Genomic DNA, 26,037 nt, shown 5'->3' with positions numbered 1-26,037 from the left:
GCAAGGTGATCGTCCGTACGGCAACCGTCCGCAAGGGGATCGTCCGCAGGGCGACCGTCCGTACGGCAATCGTCCGCAAGGGGCTCGTCCGTACGGCAACCGCCCGCAAGGGGATCGGCCGCAGGGCGACCGTCCGTACGGCAATCGTCCGCAAGGGGCTCGTCCGTACGGCAACCGACCGCAAGGCGATCGTCCGCAAGGCGACCGTCCGCAAGGGGATCGTCCGCAGGGCGACCGTCCGTACGGCAACCGCCCGCAAGGAGATCGTCCGCAAGGCAACCGCCCGCAGGGAGATCGTCCGTACGGCAATCGTCCGCAAGGCGACCGACCGCAAGGCGGCGGACGTCCCGGAGGCAACCGTTTCGGAGGCGCAGCCAAAATTCCGGCGCCGCCGACCGATACTCGGATGCAGCCGCAGCCGACCCGCGAACGCGATCGCAATAAAGGCAAAGAGCGTGAGACCGATCGCATTTCCCGCTTTGACGACGGTGAATTCAGCGACGGCAAAGGACGCAAGAAGTCGAACAAAGCGAATAAGCTGTCCAAAGGCGCCAGAATGGCTCAAGGCCGTAAAGAAAAAATCGACAATACGCCGAAGAAAATTATCGTTCGCGGCAATATGACCGTAGGCGAAACGGCGAAGCTGCTCCATAAAGACGCTTCCGAAGTCATTAAGAAGCTGCTCTTCATGGGCATCATGGCGACCATAAACCAAGAGCTGGATCTCGACGTGATTCAACTGTTGGCTGCGGAATTCGGCGTCGAAGTCGATGTGAAAATCGCCGTCAACGAGGACAATTACGAGGAGACGGAAGAGCAGGACAATGAAGAGGATCTCGTAGAGCGTCCGCCGGTCGTTACGATCATGGGTCACGTCGATCACGGCAAAACGACGCTCCTTGACGCCATCCGCGAAACGAACGTCGTTTCCGGCGAAGCCGGCGGCATCACGCAGCACATCGGCGCATACCAAGTCGAGATTAACAATAAGAAAATTACATTCCTCGATACACCGGGCCATGAGGCGTTCACCTCGATGCGCGCACGCGGCGCTCAAGTGACGGACATTACCATCCTGGTCGTTGCCGCGGATGACGGCGTTATGCCGCAGACAGTCGAGGCGATTGCGCATGCGAAGGCGGCCAAGGTGCCGATTATCGTCGCGGTCAACAAAATCGACAAGCCGGAAGCGAATCCGGACCGGATCAAGCAAGAGCTGACCGAGCACGAGCTTGTGCCGGAAGAGTGGGGCGGCGACACGATTTTCGTGAACGTATCCGCAAAGCAAAAGATGAACCTCGAGAACTTGCTCGAAATGATTTTGCTCGTATCCGAGGTGCAAGAATATAAGGCGAACCCGAACAAGCGCGCCCGCGGTACGGTAATTGAGGCGGAGCTGGACAAAGGAAAAGGCGCCGTGGCTCGCGTTCTCGTACAGAACGGAACGCTTAAGGTCGGCGACGCGCTCGTTATGGGCAACAGCTTCGGACGCGTACGCGCTATGGTCAACGACAAGGGCCGCCGCGTGAAGGAAGCGGGACCGTCTACGCCGGTGGAAATTACCGGTCTTACGGAGGTACCGCAAGCCGGCGATCCGTTCATGGTGTTCGAGGACGAAAGAAAAGCCCGCGAAATTGCGGAATCCCGGACGTCCAAGCAGCGCCAAGCGGACTTTACCGCGAACGCCCGCGTATCGCTTGACGACTTGTTCAACAAAATTAAAGAAGGCGAACTGAAGGAACTGAACGTTATCATTAAAGCCGACGTTCAAGGCTCCTTAGAGGCGCTGAAAGGCTCGCTCGAGAAGATCGAAGTGGAAGGGGCTCGCGTACGTATTCTCCACTCCGGCGTCGGCGCCATCACCGAATCCGATATTTCCCTTGCGACGGCCTCGAGCGCCATCGTCATCGGCTTTAACGTCCGGCCGGAGCCTGCCGCCAAGACGACGGCGGAGCAGGAAGGCGTCGATATTCGTTTGCACCGGATCATCTACAACGTCATCGATGAGATCGAATCCGCGATGAAAGGGCTGCTGGACCCGGTTTACAAAGAAAATGTAATCGGCCAAGCGGAAGTGCGAAATGTGTTTAAGGTAAGCAAAGTCGGTACGATTGCCGGCTGTATGGTTACCCAAGGCAAAATTACCAGAAACGCGGAAGCGCGCATCATTCGCGGCGGTGTCGTTGTGTTCGAAGGCAAGATCGAATCGCTCAAGCGGTTTAAGGACGACGCGAAAGAAGTTGCGCAAGGCTACGAGTGCGGTATTAGTATCGAGAAATTTAACGATATTAAAGAGGGAGACATCATTGAGGCATTCGTGATGGAAACGGTTGAGAGGTGATGTAAGCATGGCTAAAATTCGCGTGGGAAGAGTGGGCGAGCAGCTGAAGAAGGAGCTCAGCCACATTATTCAAACCGAATTGAAAGACCCCGGCATCGGCTTTATGACGGTGACCGGCGTGGATGTGACCAACGACTTGTCGCAGGCGAAGGTGTATATCAGCGTGCTAGGCAGCGAGGAACAGCGCGCGACTACGCTGAAATCGCTCGCCCGCGGGAAGGGCTTCATCCGTACCGAGCTCGGCAAGCGCATGCGGCTTCGCCACGTTCCCGAATTGCTGTTTCAATTCGATACGTCCATCGATTACGGAAGCCGAATCGAGAAGCTGCTCGAATCGATCAACAGCGAGGCGGAACATCAATGAACCGGTACAAAGATCAGCTTGAGGCTGCCGCGGCGTTTATTATGGAGAACGACGATTTCCTCGTCGTGTCCCATTTATCGCCGGACGGCGACGCGATCGGTTCGACGAGTGCGGTAGGCTTCTTGCTGAAGCAGCTCGGGAAATCTTGCACACTCATCAACGAAGGCCGAACTCCCGACAAGTATATGATGCTTTTAGGCGATCAAACGATTATCAATTACTCGCTCGAGGCGCCTTCCCGGCGTTTCGGGCGCGTAATCGCCGTCGATTGCGCGGATTTTGCGCGGATCGGCGGTGTACATAACTTGTTTGAAGCCGATGTACGGCTGCTGAATATCGATCACCACCCGACGAACGATTTGTACGGCTCGGCCAATCTTGTCCGGCCGGATGCGGCGGCAACGGTGGAAATCATATATGAGCTGGGAGAAGTGCTGGGCGTTTCGTGGACCAAGCCGCTTGCAAGCAGCATCTATGGCGGCCTGCTGACGGACACCGGCGGCTTCCGGTATTCCAATACGACTCCGAACGTGCTGCGAATCGCCGAACGGATGCTTCAAGCGGGAGCCGAAGGCGCCGTGCTTGCGGAGCGGCTGCTGGAGACTATGACGTATCCTCAGATGCTGCTCCTTCGGGATGCGCTGTCGACGCTGGAATTTTCGAAGGACCGCCAAATTGCGTGGTTAACCGTATCATTGGATACATTGCGCAAAGTCGGCGCGGCGGATGAAGATTCCGAGGGGCTGGTCAACATTCCGCGCAACGTGGAAGGCGTCCAAGTCGGCATGCTGTTTAAGGAAAAAGGCGACAACGTGTTCAAGGTGAGCCTGCGCTCGGCCGGTAAAGTCGATGTGGCTCAAATCGCCAAGCAGCTCGGCGGCGGCGGGCATGTACGCGCCGCCGGCTGTACGGTGGAAGGCCGGCTGAATGAGGTTGTCGACCGATTAGTGGAAGCGGTGAACGCAAAGCTATGAATGAATGGGAGGGCGTACTGCCGCTTTGGAAGGAAGCAGGAATGACCTCGCACGATTGCGTAGCGCGCGCCAGAAAAATCTTGAAGCAGAAGCGGATCGGCCATACGGGCACGCTGGATCCAGACGTATCCGGCGTGCTTCCGTTATGTTTAGGCCGGGCGACGCGTATCGTCGAGTATTTGCAGGAGCTTCCCAAGACATACGAAGCGGAGCTTACGATCGGGTATGCCACCGATACGGAGGACGCAAGCGGGGATATTACGGAAAGCAGCGAGTCGGTGGCCGTCACGGAACGGGAAATTCGGGAGGCGGTTGTTTCGTTCGTCGGAACGATCGAACAAATTCCTCCGATGTATTCGGCGCTCAAAATCCAGGGCAAACGCCTGTACGAGCTGGCAAGAGAAGGGCAAACCGTAGAGCGGGCGGCAAGAGAAGTTACGATTTACGGCATCGACATTCGAAGCGTAAATTTGGACAGCCGCTACCCGAAGGTTTCGTTCGAGGTTACGTGCTCGAAAGGTACCTACATCCGCACGCTCTGCGTCGATATCGGGCGAAAGCTGGGCTACCCGGCCGTAATGAGCGCGCTGGAGCGGACAGGCTCCGGAGCGATCCGCAAAGCGGACTGCATCACGCTGCTTGAAGCGGAGCAGTATGCAGCGGAAGGAACGCTGGCGGAACATTTGGTTTCGGTCGCCGACGCTTTGTCGCACTTGCCCGGCGGAATCGTCAACGATACCGCCGTTCTATACGCGCTCCAAGGCAGAAAGCTGTTTTTTCCTGCGGTCGCGCTGGAAGGCGAGGCGGCCGACGGGCAGCTTGTACGTTTGTTCGGACGTCAGAAACCGCTTGACGAACATCAGTTTATCGGCATATACCGGCGGGATGAGACGCAGCGATGCTACATCCCCGAAAAGCTGTTTACTTAATCGACCGTACGGTTTGACGGATTTCACCGGAAAGGAGGCGTTTCGCTGTGGAAGTGATGCATATATCCTACCCGCTGCAAGACGATATGCTCCTGAGTGCTTCGAATCTCGGCCAGGCGATTGCGATCGGGGACTTTGACGGAGTTCATCTCGGGCACCGGCAAGTGATTGGCGAGGCGGTAAGAGCCGCCCGAACGGAAGGGCTTTCTTCCGCCGTCATGACGTTTCATCCTCATCCGCGCCAAGTGCTTGGCTCAGCCATCTACGCTTCATGCTTGACGCCGCTTGACAGAAAGCTGCTTGAGTTCGAACGGCTTGGCGTAGAACGGGTTTATGTCGTTCGGTTTGACGACGGCCTATCCAAGCTGTCTCCGTCCGACTTTATTCAACAAGTGCTGCTGCCTTTGGGCGTGCGGCACGTTGTCGTCGGTTTTAATTTTTCGTTCGGGCATAAGGGTGCAGGCAGTCCTCAACTGTTGGAAGAGCTTTCGGCCGACGCATATCGCGTTACTGTCGTGCAGCCGTATCGTGTCGAAGAGCATCGGATTAGCTCTACGCTCATCCGCGCGTCGCTGTCGGCGGGCGATGTCGGGCTGGCGGGGACGCTGCTCGGCCGCCCATACGAAATAACGGGAACAGTCGTTCATGGAGAAGGCAGAGGCCGAACGATCGGTGTGCCTACCGCAAATGTGAAGCCTGACGGAGCGTATGTATTGCCTGCGAACGGGGTTTACGCGGTAACGGTTAAGCTCGCCGGCGGGGAAACGGTAAACGGAGTTATGAACGTAGGCAAAAAGCCGACATTTCATGACAATTTGCCCGAGCCGACCTGCGAGGTTCATTTGCTCGATTTCGACGGCGATTTGTACGGACGCAGCCTAGCCGTTCAATTTAAATATTTTATCCGAAGCGAGCGGAAATTCGAATCGGTAGACGCTTTGATCGCACAAATCAAGGACGATATTCGTAAGGCGGGGCAATTGCTGCAGCCGTCCACATAAATTGTTTTACTTCATACGAAAGTTATGCTATACTCTCGTATGTTGCGGTAATTGATCCGCAATTCAATCGAACCGCTGCTTGGCACGCCGACTCACCGACGGCTCGCTAGGCTGCCGGGGATTATACGAAGGAGGTGAACGAGGATGGCATTGACGCAAGAGCGTAAACAACAATTGATCGAAGAATTCAAGGTGCACCCGACGGACACCGGTTCTCCGGAAGTACAGATCGCTATCCTTACTGAGAACATTAACGGACTTACCCAGCATTTGCGGGAACACAAGAAGGATCACCACTCCCGCCGCGGGTTGCTCAAGATGGTAGGCCAGCGCCGTAAGCTGCTTGCATACCTTAAGAACAACGACGTTAAACGTTACAGCACATTGATCGAAAAGCTCGGCTTGAGAAGATAATTGTTTTCGCGAGAAGAACAACCTTCGCCGATTCGGTCCGGGCCGCAAGCGCCTGTCCGATGAAGCGTCGGTTGTTTTTTGTTAGACTGCGAAAAGATTTGGTTTTAGAAGGAAATAATACATATGATGCAGAATGTATGAAGGATTGAATTCAAGGAGGAAATACTATGGAGTCAGGCAACACCAAAAAGGTGCAAATGGACCTGGCCGGACGTCCGCTCGTTCTGGAAACCGGACGGCTTGCCAAGCAAGCGAACGCTGCAGTGGTTGTTCATTATGGCGAAACTGTAGTTCTTTGCACGGTAACCGCATCGTCGGAGCCGAAAGATTTGGATTTTTTTCCGCTGACGGTCAACTATGAAGAACGGCTTTACGCCGTAGGTAAAATTCCTGGCGGCTTCATTAAGCGGGAAGGCCGGCCGAGCGAGAAAGCGATTTTGGCGAGCCGCCTCACGGACCGCCCGATTCGCCCGTTGTTTCCGGACGGCTTCCGGAACGACGTACAGATTGTTGCGCTTGTAATGAGCGTGGACCAAGATTGCTCTCCGGAAATCGCCGCCATGATCGGCACGTCCGCGGCGCTCAGCATCTCCGACGTTCCGTTCAACGGACCGGTAGGCGGCGTCATCGTCGGACGCGTGGACGGACAGTTCATCATTAACCCGACGGTCGAGCAGGAGAAAAAATCCGATATTTACCTGGTCGTTGCAGGTACGAAAGACGCCATTATGATGGTGGAAGCGGAAGCGAACGAAGTGCCGGAAGAGGACATTTTGGAAGCGATCATGTTCGGCCACGAAGAAATCAAGAAAATCGTAGCGGTTCAAGAGGAGCTCGTCCAGCAAGCCGGCAAGCCGAAGATGGAAGTGAAGCTTCACACGGTCGATGCCGATGTCGATGCTCAAGTGCGTGAGTACGCCCAAGCCCGATTGGTCGAGGCGGTCAAAATTCACGGCAAGCAGGAGCGTGCCGACGCGATTGAAGCGATCAACGAAGAAACGGTTGCACACTTCACGGAAGCGTTCGCGGCAGAACCGTCCAAGCTGAAGGACGTTAAAGAAGTGCTTTACGATATCGTGAAAGAAGAAGTCAGACGCCTGATTACGCGCGATAAGGTTCGTCCGGACGGACGTGCCGTGAACGAAATCCGGCCGATTGATTGCGACGTTGCGGTGCTGCCTCGGACGCACGGTTCCGGCTTGTTCACAAGGGGACAAACGCAGGCGCTCAGCATTTGCACATTAGGGGCCATCGGCGACGAGCAAATTCTCGACGGCATCGGTCTCGAAGAGTCGAAGCGCTTCATGCATCATTACAACTTCCCGCCGTTCTCCGTCGGCGAGGCGAGACCGCTTCGTCCTCCGGGCAGACGCGAAGTCGGTCACGGTGCGCTCGGCGAACGCGCGCTGGCTAAGGTCATCCCGTCCGAGGATAAATTCCCGTATACGATTCGCCTTGTATCCGAGGTGCTTGAATCGAACGGCTCCACTTCTCAAGCCAGCATTTGCGCAAGCACGATGGCGTTGATGGATGCCGGCGTACCGATTAAGGCTCCGGTTGCGGGAATCGCGATGGGTCTTATTAAGGACGATGAGCATTACACCGTATTGACGGATATTCAAGGCATGGAAGACCATCTCGGCGATATGGACTTTAAGGTCGCGGGCACCGCCGAAGGCGTTACGGCGATCCAGATGGACATCAAAATCGACGGCATTAACCGCAGCATTTTGAAGGAAGCGCTGGAGCAGGCGAAAGAAGGCCGGATGTTCATTCTCGGCAAGATGATGCAGGCGATTTCCGAGCCGCGCAAAGACTTGTCGCGTTACGCTCCGAAAATTACCGTTATGCAGATCAATCCGGACAAAATTAGAGACGTCATCGGCGCCGGCGGCAAAATCATCAACAAGATCATTGAAGAAACCGGCGTAAAGATCGATATCGAGCAGGACGGCCGCGTATATATCGCTTCCCCGAACTCGGAAATGAACGAGAAGGCGAAATCGATTATCGAGGGGATCGTTCGCGAAGTGGTCGTAGGCGAAGTGTACGACGGCAAGGTGAAGCGGATCGAAAAATTCGGCGCCTTCGTAGAGATTTTGCCGGGCAAGGAAGGCTTAGTGCACATCTCGCAATTGTCGACGGAAAGGGTCGCCAAGGTGGAGGACGTAGTTTCCTTAGGCGACGTGATCCAGGTGAAGGTTACGGAGATCGACGCTCAGGGCCGCATCAACCTTTCGAGAAAAGTGCTGCTTGCGCCACCCGCACCGGCGGCTCCGGCTCAACAGTAAAAAAACAATCAAGACGGGAGAACCATGGTAAAGGTTCTCTTTTTTGTTTCATTCTATCCTTGTCCTCCCGGGCATAAAATGGAAGCAACAGACAAGCCGAGCCGGCTTTGAACGAACGGGAGGATACGGAACGTGCGGAACAAATGGAAAAAAACGATCGTCATTTTGGCGTTTGCGGCATTTTCGTATATGGCGCTCAACCAAGCGGGGAGCATCGCCGAATACGTCGCCTCCGTCAAAACGGAGGGAGGGGCACAAAATGCGTTTCTTAACGCAATCGTCCCCTTCGATCCTGCCGCCCTGAAAGGCAAACAGAAGGAGCTGTACGATCGGATCGCGGCGGAGGCGGAGAAACGAAAAATAGAACCGATTAACGCCCGTGTGGATCGGGTCTGGAAAGCGATTCCCGGCTTGAACGGCGAGGAAGTGGACATCGAGCGGACGTTTAAGCTTGCGATGGAATCGAAAAGAAGCAGCGAAGAGATTGTGTACGTGACGAAGCCGATCCCGCCGGCAATCAGCTTGGATCAGTTAGGGGCGTATCCGATTTATAAAGGAAATCCGAGAAAGCCGATGATTTCACTGATGATCAATGTGGCTTGGGGGAACGAGTATATCCCGGGCATGCTGGAAACGCTGCGGAAGGAGAAGGTGAAGGCGACCTTTTTTCTGGACGGCAAGTGGCTGAAGAACAATCCGGACATCGCGAAGCAAATTATGGCCGAAGGGCACGAAATGTCCAACCACGCGTATTCGCACAAAAACATGAGCCGACTAACCGATGCGGCGGCGCGGGAGGAAATCGTCAAAACGCAAGACCTGCTTAAGAACGTCCTGGGAGTCGACAACAAGCTGTTTGCTCCTCCGTCGGGCGACTTCGATCAAGATACGGTTAAAATCGCGCATGAATTGGGGTTGAAGACCGTACTGTGGACAATCGACACGGTCGATTGGAAGAAGCCGCCGGCCGCATCCGTCGTGCGAAAAATTTCCGCACGGCTGGAGCCGGGATCTCTCATACTCATGCATCCTACGGAAAGCGCCTCCGGTGCGCTGCCGGGAATTATCGCCGAAGCGAAGCGGAGAGGATTCGCAATCTCCACCGTTAGCGATACGCTTTCGCCCAGCCGCACCTCCATAGTTGAGACCCCGCCTGGATTTTGATAATATCAGTAGAAGCGGTTCATGCAGTGGAGCCGGAATACTGATATTTCAATCGAACCTGCTAAAGAAGATCGGTATATCAACGCCAAACCAGGAGGCGTATCAGTGGAAAAGAGGCAGCTAAGCAACGGAATTCGCGTATTACTTGAAAATATCCCGACCAGCCGATCGGTGTCGTTCGGAATATGGGTAAAAACGGGGTCCCGCAATGAGAACGAAACGATCAACGGCATATCCCATTTTATCGAGCACATGCTGTTTAAAGGCACCGAGCGGTATTCCGCCAAGGATATCGCGGACGTCTTCGACGGGATCGGGGGCAACGTGAACGCCTTCACCTCGAAAGAGTACACGTGCTATTACGCCAAGGTGCTGGATGAGCATATTCATATCGCCGTTGACGTTCTTTCGGACATGTTCGCACGCTCGCTGATCGACGAACAGGATTTGGCGAAAGAGAAAAACGTCATCATCGAGGAAATATCGATGTACGAGGACACGCCGGACGATATCGTCCACGATATGATCGCAAGGGCGGCTTACGGAAGCCACCCGTTAGGCTTTCCGATCCTCGGGACAGAGACTAATTTGCTCGCGATGAAGCCGGAAGACCTTCGCGGTTATATGGAAACCTATTACGGCCAAGAAGACGTCGTATTAAGCGCGGCGGGCAACATCGGCGATTCGTTGATCGAGCTGTTTGAGAAGCATTTCGGCTCTTACGGAAACAAAGGTCCCAAACCGGCGTTTGACGCTCCCGAATTTTTAAACGGCCACGAATATTTCAAGAAGAAGACGGAACAAAATCATATTTGCATCGCTTTTCCGGGCTGTGCGATGGAAGATCCGATGCTGTATCCGATGATTTTGCTTAACAATATCTTCGGCGGCGGCATGAGCTCCCGTCTGTTTCAAGAGATCAGAGAAAAGCGCGGCCTGGCCTATTCCGTTTATTCATATCATACCTCGCATATCGACAGCGGCATTTTTACCGTGTATGCAGGAACGGCGCCGAAGCAAACGTCCGAGGTTCTCGACATCACGTTCCAGATGCTTGACGACGTACGAGCGAAGGGCATTACGGAAGAGGAGCTGCGCAAGGGGAAAGAGCAGCTGAAAGGCAGCCTCATCCTCGGGCTTGAAAGCACAAGCAGCCGAATGACGCGCAACGGAAAAAACGAGCTCATGACCGGAAAACACTATTCGCTGGATGAATTGATTGACCGGATCGAAGACGTGAGCATGGATGAGGTAAAGCGGCTCGCGGGGAATTTGTTCTCCGGGCCGTGCGCTACCGCACTTGTCGGAACCTCGGATAAAGCGCTTTTGAAGTGGAGGACAAAATATGAATCGGCCCATTGAGGTTAAGATGGTAAAGCTGCCGGGAAACGAGGATGTTCCGCTGCCCGTCAAGATGTCATCCGGCGCGAGCGGCTACGACCTGCATGCGGCCGTACCTGAGCCGGTCACGCTGCAGCCGGGAGAAAGAGCGCTCATACCGACCGGATTTTCATTATCGATGCCGGACGGTCTGGAAGCGCAAGTTAGGCCGAGAAGCGGGCTCGCTTTCAAGCACGGAATTACAACGTTGAATACCCCAGGAACGATCGATGCCGACTATCGCGGAGAAGTGAAGGTGCTGCTTATTAATTTGGGGCAGGAGCCGTTCACGGTTAGCCGCGGAGAGCGGATCGCGCAGATGGTGTTCCAGCTCGTTCCGGAAATCAGCATCGCCTTAACGGATACGCTCGACGATACGGAACGCGGAGCCGGCGGATTCGGACATACGGGTAAATAAGCGACCCGCCTGAGAAGGCGGGTCTTTTTTTTGCGGCTCCTCGCAACACCTGCGGTGCTAACGGACACCACAAATGTTATATCGCCAATTTGCCCGCCGCAATACCGCTTACGGACGCCACAGACGCTATATCCCGATTTTTGGCGCTTATCCTTGCTTTTTCGAGGCAATAACTGCAGTGGTGTCCGTTAAAACCGCAAACTCCATTTAAACCGCCGAATAACTGCATCCCAGTCCGTTAGAACGATCCGCCAGCCTTGCCTGCGAAAGAAAGATTGGAGCCCTTAGGCATATTCCGCACCCTTCTATGCTCGTAATAACTTAATGCTCGAATTCAAAGGACGCCGCAAGGCGTTTTTCTTATGCTGTAACCAAAAATGGGCGTTTGCCATAGTATGGGTGTATATCCCGATTGCCTGGAAAGGAGGGTGTTGTGATGCTGACCGGAACGCAAGTTACTTTCATCGGCGGAGATGCCCGCCAATTGGAAGTGATTAAGCGGATGGTGGAGTTGGACGCTTCCGTTACATTAATCGGATTCGACAATCTAAGCCAATCGTTCAGCGGGGCAACCTCCGCTGAATTACATGAAAACAGCTTGCTGGGGCAGGATGCGGTTCTGCTTCCCGCAGTCGGTACCGATGACAACGGTTTGGTCGATTCCATGTTTTCAACGCGCGAGCTGATGCTGACCGACACGCATATTAGCAGGTTGCCGAAGCATGCCAAAGTGTATACGGGAATGGCGAAGCCGTACCTAAAGCAGCTTTGCGCGGCGCAGGGAATTGAGTTGATCGAGCTGTTCGAACGGGACGATGTTGCCATATACAACTCCATTCCGACGGCCGAAGGAGCCGTCATGATGGCTATGCAAAACACCGATATTACACTCCATAGTTCGGTTTGCACCGTGCTCGGCTTCGGCAGAACGGGCATAACGGTGGCAAGATTGCTGCAAGGCTTCGGGGCGAACGTTCAGGTAGGGGTGCGAAGGGATGAACATTTTGCCCGGGCCTTTGAAATGGGGTTCCAACCGTTTTATACGAAGGACCTGAAAGCCAATGTAGGGAATACCGACGTTCTGTTCAACACGATCCCGAGTCTAATCGTAACGGCGCAGGTGATTGCGGCGATGCCTCCCCGCACCTTGATTATCGACCTGGCTTCAAAGCCCGGCGGGACGGATTTTCGCTTTGCGGAGCGGCGCGGTGTGAAGGCGATTTTGGCGCCTGGCCTTCCGGGAATCGTTGCCCCGAAAACCGCGGGTAAAATTATTGCCTCTGTCGTCAGTCAAATGATTATGGAAGATTCAGCGAAACGGGGGAATAGCGAATGAATTGGGAAGGAAAAACGGTTGGTTACGCCCTGACCGGCTCGCATTGCACGCTCGAGGAAGTAATGCCGCAAGTGAAGCGATTTGTCGACGCGAAAGCGAAAGTGATCCCGATTATATCATATTCCGTCCAAATGACGGACACTCGGTTCGGCAAAGCGGAGGATTGGCAGAAGCAGTTGAAAGAACTAACCGGAAATGATATTATTTCTACAATTGTGGATGCCGAGCCTCTCGGCCCTTCCAAACAGATCGACGTGCTTGTCATTGCGCCTTGCACGGGGAATACCACAAGCAAGCTGGCGAACGCAATGACGGAGAGCCCCGTGCTGATGGCCGCCAAAGCCCAAATGCGCAACGGAAGGCCTTTGGTGCTGGCCATATCCACAAACGACGGTTTAGGGCTCAACAGCTTCAACATCGCCAAACTGCTGACTATGAAACATATTTATTTCGTACCGTTCGGCCAGGATGCACCGACCAAAAAGCCGAATTCGCTCGTTGCACGCATGGATTTGATCATGGAAACGTGCGAGGCCGCTATGGAAGGAAGACAGCTGCAGCCTATGCTGATTCAATACGAGCAATCATAAGCGCAAATTTCGAAGGTGAAGCTAACCGTCGATCCGTCCGCCCTACGGCGGGCGGATTTCACGGCTTTGCCCGCAAAGTTCGATCAACAATCGCATATTGTGGCGTACCGATGGATTCAGTAAAGTATGGAGGGAAACAAGTTGCGCATCTTGGTTCAGAAATTCGGAGGCACTTCCTTGTCCACGGCTGAAGCAAGGGAACACGCCATCAAGCATATTCGCCGGGCCTTGGATGAACAATACGCCTTGGTTGTCGTCGTTTCGGCGATGGGGCGCCGCGGCGACCCGTATGCGACCGATACGCTGCTGCAATTGATGGGCGAGAACGGCAACGCATTGCCGATCCGGGAACGAGACATGCTGCTCGCTTGCGGAGAGATGATATCTGCAGCGACGCTGTGCAGCTTGCTGCAGTCAGGCGGCATACCTGCCGTCGCTTTGACCGGCGCTCAGGCCGGCATCGTAACGACCGACGATTACGGTAACGCGCGAATTACCGATATCCAGACGGAACGCATCGAGCAATACTTAAATCAAGGGAAAGTCGTCATCGTAACCGGCTTCCAAGGGGCGGCCCCTAACGGAGATTTTACGACGCTCGGGAGAGGCGGCAGCGACACGTCCGCGACTGCGCTGGGCGCGGCATTGCGGGCGGAATGCGTGGACATCTTCACGGACGTCGACGGGGTACTGACGGCCGATCCGCGAATCGTTACGGACGCCAAGCCGCTTACGCGCGTAAGCTACGCTGAAATTTGCAACATGGCGAACAACGGCGCGAAGGTCATTCACCCGCGGGCGGTTGAAATCGCGATGGCTGCGGATATTCCGGTAAGGGTCCGTTCGACGTTCTCGGACTCGGAGGGCACCTTGGTGACAAACGCTTCAACGCTTCAACGCTTGAAAGAGCCTGTCCCGGATCGCTTAATTACCGGCATCGCGCATGTGACGAACGTGTCGCAAGTATCGGTGCAGGCGGCGGAGGGACAGTACGATTTGCAGCTCCGCGTATTTAAAGCTATGGCGCACAACGGCATCAGCGTTGATTTGATCAATGTCACCCCGTCGGGCGTTGCTTATACGGTATTCGATTCCGAAGCGGAGCGTGCGGCCGCATTGCTGAAGGAGCTCGGCTATGAGCCGAGGATCGTCCCCGATTGCGCCAAAGTATCGGTCATCGGCGGAGGGATGAACGGGGTACCCGGCGTTATGGCCACGATTATCGAAGCTCTGACGGAGGAAAACGTCGGCATCCTGCAGTCCGCCGATTCCAACACGACGATTTGGGTGCTCGTTCGAGCAAGCGATACGGCGAAAGCAGTAAACGCATTGCATCGGAAATTTCAGCTTCATTTATCAATCCGTCATTAAATGCACTTATACTTTTGATCATTATGGAAGTGTTCAAGGGAGGAACTACGGTGGATTTCGGTAGACTCGTTACGGCAATGGTAACCCCTTTCGACGACAAGCTTCGGATCGATTGGGAAAAAACCGCAAACCTGGTCGAATACTTAATTGAAGAGCAGCAATCCGACAGCTTGGTGGTGGCCGGCACCACCGGCGAATCGCCGACGCTGTCCGACGACGAAAAGCTCGAGCTGTTTCGTTTTGTCATGCGTCAGGCACGCGGCCGAGCTAAAATTATCGCGGGCACGGGCTCGAACGATACGGCGCACTCCGTCCATTTGACCAAGGAGGCCGAGAAGGCGGGAGTGGACGCCGTATTGCTTGTCTCTCCTTACTATAGCCGCACCTCTCAGGACGGGTTGATCGCGCATTTCGGGGCGATCGCGGAAGCGACGAGCGTTCCGGTCATGCTGTACAATATTCCGTCCCGGACAGGCGTCAATATCGAGCCGAATACGCTGCTTACGCTGATGCGGCAGCATTCCAACATCACGGCCGTTAAAGAATCGAGCGGCGATTTGGATCAGATGTCGCAAATCATAGCCGGTCTGCCGGAAGGGACTTTGCTGTATAGCGGTGACGACAATTTGACGCTTCCCGTGCTCAGCATCGGCGGACATGGAGTAGTAAGCGTCGCAAGCCACGTGATCGGCCGCGAAATGAAGCAAATGATCGAAGCGTATACAGGCGGCCGTCCTGCGGATGCGGCCAAACTGCACGGGAAGCTGATGCCGGTATTCAAGGGACTGTTCTACTGTCCGCACCGCGTTCCGAATCCGGTTCCGGTAAAGCACGCGCTGAAGGTGAAGGGCGTGGACTGCGGAGGGGTCAGATTGCCTTTAGTAACCGTAACGGAGCAAGAAGCTGAATTTATCGAGGATTTGCTGAAATAATTTACGGGTAAGCTCCCGCGAACGTTCGTTCCAACAACGGTGCCAACGCTGAGTTTATGCACGGGCTCGGCGGCAGGCATCGTTTTTTGTTTTGGAGGATATTCTAAACGGTACCGGAAGCGTCTGTCGCCGACCGACTTGAGTTTCCTATTTTTGTTCATGTATAATATGGATAAGTGACTGGTTCGGTATGTTTAATGTTAATCGGCATGGTTTGTATTCATATAGATCGTCGCCAATATACTTAAGGAGGTTTCTTTGTTGTCAAAGAAAAATAATGAAAAGGTAACCATTTTCGCTCTTGGCGGCGTGGGCGAAATTGGGAAAAATATGTACGTGGTCCAGTATGCCAACGATATCGTCGTGATCGACTCAGGTTTGAAGTTTCCGGAGGAGGACATGCTCGGGATCGACGTAGTTATTCCTGATATTTCTTACTTGATCGAAAATCGGGATAAAGTTCGGGGGATACTTGTCACCCACGGGCATGAAGACCATATCGGCGGATTGCCTTATATTTTGAAGCAATTGAACGTTCCGGTGTACGGAACGAAGCTGACTCTCGGACTGATCGAGAGCAAATTGAAAGAAGCGAACCTTCTCGGGGAAACCAAGAGAATCATGATCAACCCAAGCTCGGCTGTCGATATGGGCTCGATTCGCGCTTCGTTCTTCAGGACGAATCACAGTATTCCGGATTCCGTCGGCGTCGTTCTCGAAACTCCGGAAGGCACAATCGTCCATACCGGGGATTTCAAATTCGATTTGACCCCCGTTAACGGGCAATATGCCGACATTCACCGCATGGCGGAAATCGGCAGCAAGGGCGTATTATGTCTTTTATCCGAGAGCACCAACGCGGAACGTGCCGGGTTCACCCCATCCGAAAAGACGGTAGGCGATGAGCTGGTCGAGGTGTTCCGCCGCTCGACGCAACGCGTTGTTGTAGCTACGTTCGCATCGAACGTTCACCGGATTCAGCAAGTGTTTGAAGCGGCGCATTTGACGAACCGGAAGGTTACCGTCATCGGGCGCAGCATGGTGAATGTCGTTAATATTGCGAGCGAACTCGGTTATTTGGATATTCCGGACGGTATGCTGATTGAACCGGAGGAGGTCAACCGGCTGCCGGCCGACCGCGTCGTCATACTGTCGACGGGCAGCCAAGGGGAGCCGATGTCCGCTTTAACCCGCATGGCACGCTCCACGCATAAGAAGCTGGACATTTTGCCCGGGGATACCGTAATTATCGCCGCTACTCCGATTCCCGGAAACGAGAAGGATGTCGGGCGCACCGTCGACGAGCTGTATCGTCTGGGCGCGAACGTTATCTACGGACCGGGCTCGCTTACGGGCGTGCACGTTTCGGGACACGGCAGCCAAGAAGAGCTGAAGCTGATGCTAAGCTTCATGAAGCCGAAATATTTCATTCCGATTCACGGCGAATACCGGATGCTGAAGCAGCACGCGAATTTGGCGGAATCGGTCGGCGTTGAGCGCGAGAACATTTTTATTTGCGATATTGGGGATACGGTGGAAATTCAGAACGGCGTCGCCCGCAAAGCCAATAAAATTACGGCCGGGAACGTATTGATCGACGGGCTCGGCGTCGGCGATGTCGGCAATATCGTGCTTAGAGACCGGAAGCTGCTTTCGCAGGACGGCATTCTTGTAGTCGTCGTCACGCTCAGCAAGTCGGAAGGCAAAATTTTATCGGGACCCGATATTATTTCCCGCGGATTCGTATACGTTCGGGAATCGGAAGGGCTGCTCGAGGAAGCGAACAAAATCGTATCCGGAACGCTGCTCAAGCTGATGAACGACAAAGTTAACGAATGGGCGTCTCTCAAAACACAGGTTAAAGATGCACTCGGACGATTCTTATATGAACAAACCAGAAGAAGACCGATGATTTTGCCGATCATCATGGAAGTATAGTACCGCAAGTTACAAAACCACAAAGCCATGTCACCTGCAAGCCTCTTCGGACTTTCGTCCCGAAAGAGGCTTATTTTATCTTCTTTTCCATTTAACCGCATATTTCCGCCTTACCTCCCCATACTATGGTAGATTGCTCTTGTCTCATTAGAATGGAGGGGTCCTTTTTGGCAGATAAGCAAACGAAAACACCGATTTCCGAACAACCGGAGCCCGGCGAACGCAAAAGCGCCGTTGCGGAAAATATTTCGACGCTCGGCACGACAAACCCGCCCACTTCGGAGCAGTCGAACATTTATTGCCTGACGATCATCGGGCAGGTGGAGGGGCACATCGTGCTCCCGCCGCAAAATAAAACGACGAAATATGAGCATGTCATTCCTCAGCTGGTGGCGGCCGAACAAAACCAGAGGATCGAAGGCATTCTCATCATATTAAACACGGTCGGCGGCGATGTGGAAGCGGGGCTTGCGATTGCGGAGATGATCTCCTCCATGTCCAAGCCGACGGTAACGATCGTGCTTGGCGGCGGGCATTCCATCGGCGTGCCGATCGCCGTAAGCTCGGACTATTCGTTCATCGCCGAAACGGCGACGATGACCATTCATCCGATCCGCCTGAACGGCTTGGTGATCGGCGTACCTCAAACATTCGAGTATTTGGACAAAATGCAGGAGCGCGTCACCCGCTTTGTGCTTGCGCATTCGACAATTACAGAGGAAAAATTCAAGGAATTAATGTTCAAAACCGGCGAATTGACGAGGGATATCGGGACGACGGTCATCGGCTCTGAAGCGGTAAGATACGGCTTAATCAACGCCGTCGGCGGGATCGGAGACGCGATCAAGGAGCTGAACCAGCGGATCGAGGAGCGAAGGGAGACCGGCGAGAAAGTGCCGAAGGGGGTAAAGCATTGATCCTGTACACACCAATGCCGCTTGAGCAAATATTCCAAGGCATCGAAGACATTGCCGCTCCCCAAGAAATTACGTTGAACGGTGTAACGATGCAGGTGGAGGTTTTGTCTGCTTCGCAGGCGAGGATCGTCAGGCTGATCTCGCCGAATCCCGACGATTACATGAACGAAAGCTACGCCCCGGGTTCCATCATACAATTTACTCCTTCCGTATAACTCGTTTCTTTGAGTTGGCCACGCGAGGAGGTTTTCTTAGAACGGAGAAGGAATTGAACCGGCCCCAGGAGAACTATGCTATAACCAAAATAAAGAAAGGTTTGGTTGAAACATTGAAAAAATCTTCTTCGGTATTAAAGATGAGGATTTCAATGGTATAATGTTCTTCTGGGGGTGTTTGTTGTTGGCGAAATCTAGAAAAAAGCGAAAAAAATCGATGTCCTCCAACCTCAAATTTGAATTATACGGGATACTTTTACTGATATTTTCCGTGATCACGCTGGCTAGGGAAGGCTCGGTGGGCAAATCGATCGCGTTTCTGTTCCGAATCCTTGTCGGGAACTGGGAGCCGGTGCTGTCGGCCATCCTAATATACATAGCGGTATACCATTTAATGATTAAACGGTCATGGCCGAACAGCTGGTCTGTCAAATATACCGGCGTCCTGCTGCTGCTGCTCGGACTGCTCATCAGCTCGCATTCGGGACTGTTTTCGAAGCTTGTGCCTGACGGCGGCTATACGCCGAGTTGGGTCGTTTCCCAGACATGGGAAAGCTTAATGTCGCATATTACCCCCGCCGGTATCGAATTTAAAGGCAAGGATGCGGGCGGCGGCATGGTCGGCGGCATGCTTTACGCCGCGCTGTACGTGTTGTTCGGACAGTGGGGGGCAAAGCTGATTCAACTGACGCTGTATGCCGTCGGCTTCTTGCTTGTGACGGGATTGTCCTATGTAAAGCTGATGGGCATGGTGAAGCGTATGTTGAACAAGTCGTTCTCCCGCGTCAGCATCGGAGCGAAGGAGACGATTCAGCTTCTTCACGAGCGGGCGGGCGGCGTTGCCGCCGAGGGCTCGGCCGTTGTAAAGAGAAAGGCGCATCGTACGCCTCCTCCGCTGGACATTGACGAGGAGTTCGACGAGGAGCGGTGGAAGCCGCCGGAGGCTAAGAAGCAAAAGCGTAAATTGTTTTTCGATTTGTTCTCCTCCTCCGGCCAGCGCAAACCGAAAAATAAAGAAGAGGCGGCCGCCGAGGAAATCGTCGCAGAGACAGACGCAAGTGCGGCTCAAGATCCGGATGCGGGGGAAACCGTCCTGTATGCCGCAGACGGAGACGGGCATGAGCCGTACGGTTTCGCAAAGACGGAGACGGGGAACGCCTTAGACGATATGCCGAAGCACGATGATGCGAGCGAACCGGTATTCGTCGATTTCTTGGATCAGGTAAGGCAGTCCGCCCAGGACGATGATTCGGACCTGCCGGAATATCGGGAACCGGCTAGAGAGGCCGCTCCCGAAGCGACATCCGGCGATGCGGCAGCGGCCCATGAGCCGTCCGGCGAGGACGATGTGGCCGCGGAGAAAGCGGCCGGCAAACCGCCGATCCCCGTACGTCCTCCTTACCGGCTGCCTCCGTTCGGACTGATGGCGAAGCCCGGCGGAGGGAAAGGCGGAGAATCGGCCGATCAGCAGGCGAGGGAAAACGCCCGCAAGCTCGAGGCGACTTTGGAGAGCTTCGGGGTGCGTGCCAAGGTTCTACAGGTTGTCCGCGGACCGGCCGTTACCCGCTACGAAATCCAGCCGGACATCGGCGTCAAGGTAAGCCGGATCGTATCGTTAACGGACGATATCGCGCTTGCGCTTGCCGCGAAGGACATTCGGATGGAGGCGCCGATCCCCGGCAAATCGGCAATCGGCATCGAGGTGCCGAACACCGAGGTTTCGGTCGTGTCGCTTCGCGAAGTGATGGAGACGTCCGCCTTCCGTGAATCGGACTCCCGGCTTACGATCGCGCTGGGGCGCGACATTTCCGGGCAGCCGATCGTAGCCAATCTTGCCAAGATGCCTCACTTGCTTGTGGCGGGGGCTACCGGCTCGGGTAAATCGGTCTGCATCAACGGGATCATAACGAGCATTCTGTATAAAGCAAAGCCGAACGAAGTGAAGTTTTTGATGGTCGACCCGAAGATGGTCGAACTGAACGTATATAACGGCATCCCGCATTTGCTGGCGCCGGTCGTGACGGATCCTAGACGCGCTTCGCTGGCGCTCAAAAAGATCGTCGTCGAGATGGAGAAACGATACGAAGCGTTCTCGAAGTCGGGTACCCGAAACATCGAGGGCTATAATGCGCAACTGGTCGAAAAAGGCGAAGAGCCGCTGCCTTACATCGTCGTCATTGTGGACGAGCTTGCCGACCTGATGATGGTTGCCGCCGGGGATGTAGAGGATGCGATTTGCCGCTTGGCGCAAATGGCCCGCGCGGCGGGCATCCATCTCATCATTGCGACGCAGCGTCCGTCCGTAGACGTCATTACGGGGGTTATCAAAGCGAACATTCCGTCCAGAATTGCCTTCGGCGTATCCTCCCAGGTCGATTCCCGTACGATTCTCGATATGGCCGGCGCTGAGAAGCTGCTCGGCCGAGGGGACATGCTGTTCATGCCGGTCGGAGCCTCGAAGGCTATGCGCGTGCAGGGAGCGTTTTTGTCGGACAACGAGGTGGAGGCGGTCACTGCGTTTTGCCGCGACCAAGAGAAGGCGCAATACAACGACGAGCTCGTCCCGGAAGTCAACGACTCGGCCGACGAGCAGGAGGAGCAGCTGGACGAGCTGTTCGATCAGGCGGTAGGCATTGTGCTGGAAGCGAAGCAGGCGTCCGTGTCGCTGCTGCAGCGGCGCATGCGCATCGGTTATACGAGAGCGGCGCGGTTGATCGATCAGATGGAATTCAAAGGCGTCGTCGGCCCATATGAAGGCAGCAAGCCGAGAGAAGTGCTCATGTCTTACGAACAGTACCGCGGCGGCCGGATGAGCTCCTAGCCGAGACGGAATCGGCTGCATAGAAAAAATTCACCTTTCTCATACTAAATGCAAGAATGCCACTTCTTGCAGAGAAAGGTTGAATACGACGTATGCGAACCCGACTTATCATTATTACCATTTGCCTCGTCGTCGGACTCGCCTTCACCCTTCAATGGAAAATAACGGAACAAAAGCAAGGGGTCGAGGAGACGTTCAGCAAGACGACTCTTAAATACGGCGCCGTCGGCCAGGACGTCAGAGAGCTGCAGGGGCGCTTGAAGTTCCTTGGCATGTACGGCGGCGCGGTAGACGGAGATTTCGGTTACAGGACGCTTACGGCCGTCAAGAGATTTCAAGGCGAATTCGGCATGACGGTGGACGGCGTCGTCGGCGCGAAGACGAAGCTTAAGCTGTATAACGCAACGAAGCACTGGAGACCGGGGATGGAGGGCGGCGGAACGACCGAAACCGCCAAATCGACTCCGGCGAAACCGGCAAACATCCCGGCATCGTCCCACAGAGGATATTCGAGCAACGAACTGCGGATGATGGCCAACGCCGTTTACGGCGAATCGCGAGGCGAGCCTTACCTCGGCCAGGTAGCGGTGGCGGCGGTCATTCTGAACCGGGTCGAACACGCGAGCTTTCCGAATACGCCTTCCGGCGTCATATTCCAGCCGGGCGCCTTCACGGCAGTCGCGGACGGTCAAATTTGGCTGGAGCCGAACGCAACGGCCAAAAAAGCCGTCCAGGATGCAATTAACGGCTGGGATCCCACAGACGGCTGCATCTACTACTTTAACCCGGCGACCGCCACTTCCAAATGGATTTGGAGCCGGCCGCAATACAAAAGGATCGGCGAACACATTTTTTGCAGATAAACCTCGGGGAAGAAGCAACCGCTCCGGTTGCTTCTTTTCCTATTCTTGGAGTTATCGGATATAATATAAGAAAATGAATTGGAAGGGGCTACCGTATGAGCGCAACCTTGTTTGAGCGGGACACGGTGAAGGGTATCCGGCTTCACGTTCTCCCAACCGATCGGTACAAAACTACGGCCATATCCGTCTTTATCGGGCATTTGCTGGAGGAAAATACGGTAACGCCGATTGCGGTGACGCCGTTCGTGCTGCGCAGGGGCACCGCCCGTTATCCGGAAACGAAGCAGTTTCGCGAAGCGTTGGACCTGATGTACGGCGCAGGCTTCGGCTTCGATATTTACAAACGGGGCGACTATCAGATCGTCAACTTCCGAATGGATGTCATTCAGGATGAGTTCGTTTCTTCCGGAACGTCTTTGCTGAAAGAAGCGTTGACGTTTTTCGGCGAGACGCTGACAAAGCCGGTGCTGGAAAACAACCGGTTCCGCGAGCGCTATGTGGAAGCGGAGAAGGATACCGTCCGCAAGAAGCTTGAAGCGATCGTTAACGACAAGGCGCGGTACGCAGCCGAACGCTGTATCGAAGAGATGTGCAAGGACGAACCGTATCGCCTGCATCCGCTAGGCACGAAGGAAGGACTCGAGTCCATAACGCCGGAGTCGCTTTACTCGATATACCGCGCCTGGCTTAGCGAAGCGCCGATCGATCTGTACGTCGTCGGAAACACGTCCCTTGAAGAAGTGAAGGCGCTTGTCGAGAACGTGTTTGCTTTCGAGCGGAGCACCGTCGCCAGCGACAAGTATTCGTTCACCCGCCGCGAGAAGCAGGTCGCTGACATTCATACCGTCGTCGAGCGAATGGAGGTCGGCCAAGGGAAGCTCAATATGGGTTTGCGCGTCCCAACATCGTATGGGGATGCAAATTATGCGACCGCTCTTGTCTATAACGGAATTCTCGGAAGCTTTCCGCATTCGAAGCTGTTCACGAACGTTCGGGAGAAAGCAAGCCTCGCTTATTACGCTTCCTCAAGACTTGACGGCCACAAGGGCATCCTGACGATTCAATCCGGAATCGAGATTGCCAATTACGAGAAGGCCGTCGATATCATTAAAGCGCAGCTTGCCGCGATGAGGTCGGGCGAAATCAGCGAGCTGGAAATGAGCCAAACGAAGGCGATGATCGGCAACCATTTGAAGGAACTGAACGATAACGCCTACGAGACGATCGCTTTCGACTTTAACTCCGTGCTTTCGGGCAAGGAACGGACGGCCGAGCAGCTGTGGAGCGAAGTGAGTTCCGTATCCGTCAATGACATTGTTCAGTTCGCACCGGGTGTGCAGCTGGATACGATTTATTTCCTGCGCGACCGGAAGGAGGCGTAACCTATGCAAAAACACGAATACCCGCATGTGAAAGAGACGGTCTACTCCGAGACGCTCGACAACGGACTAGAGGTTTATATTTTGCCGAAGCCGGGATTTACGAAGACGTACGCCACGTTTTCCACGAAATACGGTTCCATCGACAATCACTTCGCGGTCGCGGGCGAAGAGCCTGTCCGCGTTCCGGACGGCATCGCGCATTTTCTCGAGCATAAGATGTTCGAAGAGCCGGAAGGCGACATATTCGCGAAGTTCGCTTCTTTAGGCGCCTCTGCGAATGCTTACACGAGCTTTGACCGCACCGTCTATTTGTTTTCCGCCACAGGCAACATTAAGGAAAATGTGAAGACGCTGATCGATTTCGTGCAAAATCCGTATTTTACGGACGAGAACGTCGAGAAGGAAAAAGGAATTATCGGCCAAGAAATAAAGATGTATCAGGATAACGCCGACTGGCGCGTTTATTTCGGCCTGATCGAGGCGTTGTACCACGTTCATCCGATCCATATCGATATTGCGGGCACGGTGGAGTCGATCGGAGAAATTACGAAAGAAACGCTGTACCGCTGCTACCATACGTTTTATCATCCGACCAATATGTCCTTGTTTATTGTCGGAGGCGTCGATCCCGAAGAGATGATGGAGCTCGTCCGCAGCAATCAAGCGGCGAAACGGTTCCCGCCTCAAGGAGAAATTCGCCGAATTTTCGATGAGGAAAAGCTTGAAGTGAAGCATGTGCGCAAGGAGATCAACCTGCCGGTTTCTCTCCCCAAATGCTTGTTCGGCATTAAAGAAGCGGCTCCGAATATGAAAGGCGAGGAGCTGCTGCGCAAAGAAATCGTTACGAAGCTGCTGTTCGATATCCTGTTCAGCCCAAGCTCGGAATTATACCAGAAGCTGTACGACGATAAACTCATTACGGACAGCTTCGGGGCGGAGTACAATTGCAGCGAACAGTACGCGTTCTCGATCTTCGGCGGCGATACGCACGACCCGGACCGGCTTATCGAGACGGTACGAGGAGCAGTGGATGAAATGAAGCAGAAGGGGATCGATTCCGACGTCTTCGAAAGAACCCGAAATAAGAAGATCGGCAGCTATTTCCGGATGCTGAATTCGCCCGAGGCGATTGCAAGCGAGTTTACGAAGCACCGTTTCCGCGGGACGAATCTGTTCGACATGCTGCATTTGTATCAAAATGTGACCGTCGAAGAAGCGGAGGCGCGTTTTAAGGAACATTTTCAATGGGAGCGGATGTCGGTTTGTATCGTAAAAAGCGAGTGAAGTCTTCATGCTGAAGCCGTTGCGCGATACCACCGTGTTGGTCACAGGGGGAAGCCGGGGCATCGGAGCCGCGATCGCCGAACGGTTTGCGACGGTGGGCATGAAGGTGGCAATTCATTATTTGGAGTCGCACGAGTCCGCTAACGAAACGGCGAGGCGCTGCCTGCGTCACGGCGCCGAGGTGCTGACCGCGACGGCGGATTTGCGGTCCAAGGAACAAATTTTGAGAATGAAAGAAAAGCTGGAAAAGCACGGCATGGTCCCGGATATTCTCGTCAACAACGCCGGCATCGCTCATTACGGCATGCTGTCCGACGTATCCGAGGAGGAATGGGATCAGGTCATGAACGTAAACTTAAAGGGAATGTTTTTGACGACGCAGGCGTTTATGCCGAGCATGATCACGCAAAAATACGGAAGAATCGTCAACGTATCGTCCGTGTGGGGAATTGCGGGGGCATCTTGCGAGGTCGTGTACTCCACGGCTAAAGGGGGCATGAACGCATTTACGAAGGCGCTCGCGAAGGAGCTCGCTCCCTCCGGCGTTACGGTAAATGCGGTCGCGCCCGGCCCGGTCGAAACGACGATGATGGAACGGTTCGAGCCTGCGGAGAAACACGCGATCGCCGAAGACATTCCCGCCGGCCGCTTTGCACATCCCGAAGAGATCGCATCGCTCGTTTATTTTTTGGCATTGCCGGAATCGGGCTATATTACCGGCCAAATCATTTCCCCTAACGGCGGATGGCTTACGTAACGCGGCGTCAAAGCGCCAAAAGCGCATAATTTTCTCCTCGGCCGCGAATATTAACAATGCACACACACTGCCTGAGGAGGAGAATACATTGACGCAAACCGTATTGAGCACTTACGATAAGTGGAAGCAATTTTTGGGCGAACGTGTGAAAAATGCGCGTTCGGCAGGCATGAGCGATACGACAATCCAGAAGCTCGCAACCGACATCGGCGACTTCTTGGCAAACAAGGTGGATCCGAAAAACGACGAGGAGCGTGTGCTTCGCGAGCTGTGGGCCGTCTGCGACGAGAACGAAAAGCGGACAATGGCCGGGATCATGATGAAGCTGGTTGACTAATCGAAGCCATTATTTAGC

At 54.4% G+C, this 26,037-nt stretch carries 23 protein-coding genes and 1 pseudogene; all 24 read left to right on the top strand.

Annotated features, from left to right (window positions below; genetic code table 11):
* Nucleotides 1-75: 75 nt before the first annotated feature.
* Nucleotides 76-444 (top strand): annotated as a pseudogene (locus tag PT964_RS26465) (hypothetical protein); the annotation flags it as partial.
* Nucleotides 407-2,341 (top strand): translation initiation factor IF-2, encoded by a 1,935-nt coding sequence (gene infB, locus PT964_RS00905; protein WP_274361418.1) that lies wholly within the window; start codon nt 407-409, stop codon nt 2,339-2,341. The pseudogene PT964_RS26465 and the gene infB, both read left to right, overlap by 38 nt.
* A gap of 7 nt (nt 2,342-2,348) precedes the next feature.
* Nucleotides 2,349-2,705: a 30S ribosome-binding factor RbfA gene (gene rbfA, locus PT964_RS00900; protein WP_274361417.1), complete on the top strand. Its 357-nt coding sequence runs from the start codon at nt 2,349-2,351 to the stop codon at nt 2,703-2,705.
* Nucleotides 2,702-3,679: a DHH family phosphoesterase gene (locus PT964_RS00895; RefSeq protein ID WP_274361416.1), complete on the top strand. Its 978-nt coding sequence runs from the start codon at nt 2,702-2,704 to the stop codon at nt 3,677-3,679. Before rbfA ends, PT964_RS00895 begins: the two co-directional genes overlap by 4 nt.
* Nucleotides 3,676-4,608 carry a tRNA pseudouridine(55) synthase TruB gene (gene truB / locus PT964_RS00890; protein WP_274361415.1) on the top strand — a complete coding sequence of 311 codons (933 nt, stop codon included), beginning with the start codon at nt 3,676-3,678 and terminating at the stop codon, nt 4,606-4,608. Before PT964_RS00895 ends, truB begins: the two co-directional genes overlap by 4 nt.
* Before the next feature lie 56 nt (nt 4,609-4,664).
* Nucleotides 4,665-5,609 carry a bifunctional riboflavin kinase/FAD synthetase gene (locus PT964_RS00885; protein WP_274361633.1) on the top strand — a complete coding sequence of 315 codons (945 nt, stop codon included), beginning with the start codon at nt 4,665-4,667 and terminating at the stop codon, nt 5,607-5,609.
* A 144-nt stretch (nt 5,610-5,753) separates the two neighbouring features.
* On the top strand, nt 5,754-6,023 hold the full coding sequence (gene rpsO / locus PT964_RS00880; protein ID WP_274361414.1) for a 30S ribosomal protein S15: 270 nt from the start codon (nt 5,754-5,756) through the stop codon (nt 6,021-6,023).
* A 167-nt stretch (nt 6,024-6,190) separates the two neighbouring features.
* Nucleotides 6,191-8,314: a polyribonucleotide nucleotidyltransferase gene (pnp, locus tag PT964_RS00875; protein ID WP_274361413.1), complete on the top strand. Its 2,124-nt coding sequence runs from the start codon at nt 6,191-6,193 to the stop codon at nt 8,312-8,314.
* A 132-nt stretch (nt 8,315-8,446) separates the two neighbouring features.
* Complete coding sequence (locus tag PT964_RS00870) at nt 8,447-9,478, top strand: polysaccharide deacetylase family protein (RefSeq protein WP_274361412.1); 1,032 nt, start codon at nt 8,447-8,449, stop codon at nt 9,476-9,478.
* Between the two features lie 105 nt (nt 9,479-9,583).
* A complete protein-coding gene (locus tag PT964_RS00865) occupies nt 9,584-10,840 on the top strand; it encodes a M16 family metallopeptidase (RefSeq protein WP_274361411.1) in 1,257 nt (418 codons plus the stop codon).
* Nucleotides 10,824-11,276 (top strand): dUTP diphosphatase, encoded by a 453-nt coding sequence (dut, locus tag PT964_RS00860; protein WP_274361410.1) that lies wholly within the window; start codon nt 10,824-10,826, stop codon nt 11,274-11,276. The genes PT964_RS00865 and dut overlap by 17 nt, the downstream gene beginning before the upstream one ends.
* A gap of 436 nt (nt 11,277-11,712) precedes the next feature.
* A complete protein-coding gene (gene dpsA / locus PT964_RS00855; protein ID WP_274361409.1) occupies nt 11,713-12,612 on the top strand; it encodes a dipicolinate synthase subunit DpsA in 900 nt (299 codons plus the stop codon).
* Nucleotides 12,609-13,202, top strand: a complete 594-nt coding sequence (locus PT964_RS00850) for a dipicolinate synthase subunit B (RefSeq protein ID WP_274361408.1) — start codon at nt 12,609-12,611, stop codon at nt 13,200-13,202. Before dpsA ends, PT964_RS00850 begins: the two co-directional genes overlap by 4 nt.
* A gap of 141 nt (nt 13,203-13,343) precedes the next feature.
* On the top strand, nt 13,344-14,573 hold the full coding sequence (gene dapG / locus PT964_RS00845; RefSeq protein ID WP_274361407.1) for an aspartate kinase: 1,230 nt from the start codon (nt 13,344-13,346) through the stop codon (nt 14,571-14,573).
* A 50-nt stretch (nt 14,574-14,623) separates the two neighbouring features.
* Complete coding sequence (dapA, locus tag PT964_RS00840) at nt 14,624-15,505, top strand: 4-hydroxy-tetrahydrodipicolinate synthase (RefSeq protein ID WP_274361406.1); 882 nt, start codon at nt 14,624-14,626, stop codon at nt 15,503-15,505.
* A gap of 261 nt (nt 15,506-15,766) precedes the next feature.
* Nucleotides 15,767-17,443 carry a ribonuclease J gene (locus tag PT964_RS00835; RefSeq protein ID WP_274361405.1) on the top strand — a complete coding sequence of 559 codons (1,677 nt, stop codon included), beginning with the start codon at nt 15,767-15,769 and terminating at the stop codon, nt 17,441-17,443.
* A 167-nt stretch (nt 17,444-17,610) separates the two neighbouring features.
* Nucleotides 17,611-18,360 carry a ClpP family protease gene (locus PT964_RS00830; protein WP_274361404.1) on the top strand — a complete coding sequence of 250 codons (750 nt, stop codon included), beginning with the start codon at nt 17,611-17,613 and terminating at the stop codon, nt 18,358-18,360.
* The gene (locus PT964_RS00825; RefSeq protein ID WP_274361403.1) at nt 18,357-18,575 is read left to right on the top strand and encodes a YlzJ-like family protein; all 219 of its coding nucleotides are present in this window, start codon (nt 18,357-18,359) and stop codon (nt 18,573-18,575) included. The genes PT964_RS00830 and PT964_RS00825 overlap by 4 nt, the downstream gene beginning before the upstream one ends.
* A 184-nt stretch (nt 18,576-18,759) precedes the next feature.
* Nucleotides 18,760-21,396 (top strand): FtsK/SpoIIIE family DNA translocase, encoded by a 2,637-nt coding sequence (locus tag PT964_RS00820; protein WP_274361402.1) that lies wholly within the window; start codon nt 18,760-18,762, stop codon nt 21,394-21,396.
* Nucleotides 21,397-21,488: 92 nt separating this feature from the next.
* Entirely contained in the window at nt 21,489-22,259 is a 771-nt protein-coding gene (gene sleB, locus PT964_RS00815; protein WP_274361401.1) for a spore cortex-lytic enzyme, read from the top strand.
* 95 nt (nt 22,260-22,354) lie between these two features.
* Nucleotides 22,355-23,641, top strand: coding sequence for an EF-P 5-aminopentanol modification-associated protein YfmF (gene yfmF / locus PT964_RS00810; RefSeq protein WP_274361400.1), 1,287 nt, complete (start codon nt 22,355-22,357; stop codon nt 23,639-23,641).
* Nucleotides 23,642-23,644: 3 nt separating this feature from the next.
* The gene (gene yfmH / locus PT964_RS00805) at nt 23,645-24,925 is read left to right on the top strand and encodes an EF-P 5-aminopentanol modification-associated protein YfmH (RefSeq protein ID WP_274361399.1); all 1,281 of its coding nucleotides are present in this window, start codon (nt 23,645-23,647) and stop codon (nt 24,923-24,925) included.
* A gap of 7 nt (nt 24,926-24,932) precedes the next feature.
* Entirely contained in the window at nt 24,933-25,682 is a 750-nt protein-coding gene (ymfI, locus tag PT964_RS00800) for an elongation factor P 5-aminopentanone reductase (protein ID WP_274361398.1), read from the top strand.
* Nucleotides 25,683-25,770: 88 nt separating this feature from the next.
* Nucleotides 25,771-26,019, top strand: a complete 249-nt coding sequence (locus tag PT964_RS00795; protein ID WP_274361397.1) for a DUF3243 domain-containing protein — start codon at nt 25,771-25,773, stop codon at nt 26,017-26,019.
* Nucleotides 26,020-26,037 lie beyond the last annotated feature (18 nt).

This window comes from Paenibacillus thermotolerans, from assembly GCF_028745515.1.
Classification (GTDB): Bacteria; Bacillota; Bacilli; order Paenibacillales; family YIM-B00363; genus Paenibacillus_AE; species Paenibacillus_AE thermotolerans.
This window is presented reverse-complemented; position numbering and strand designations above follow the sequence as displayed.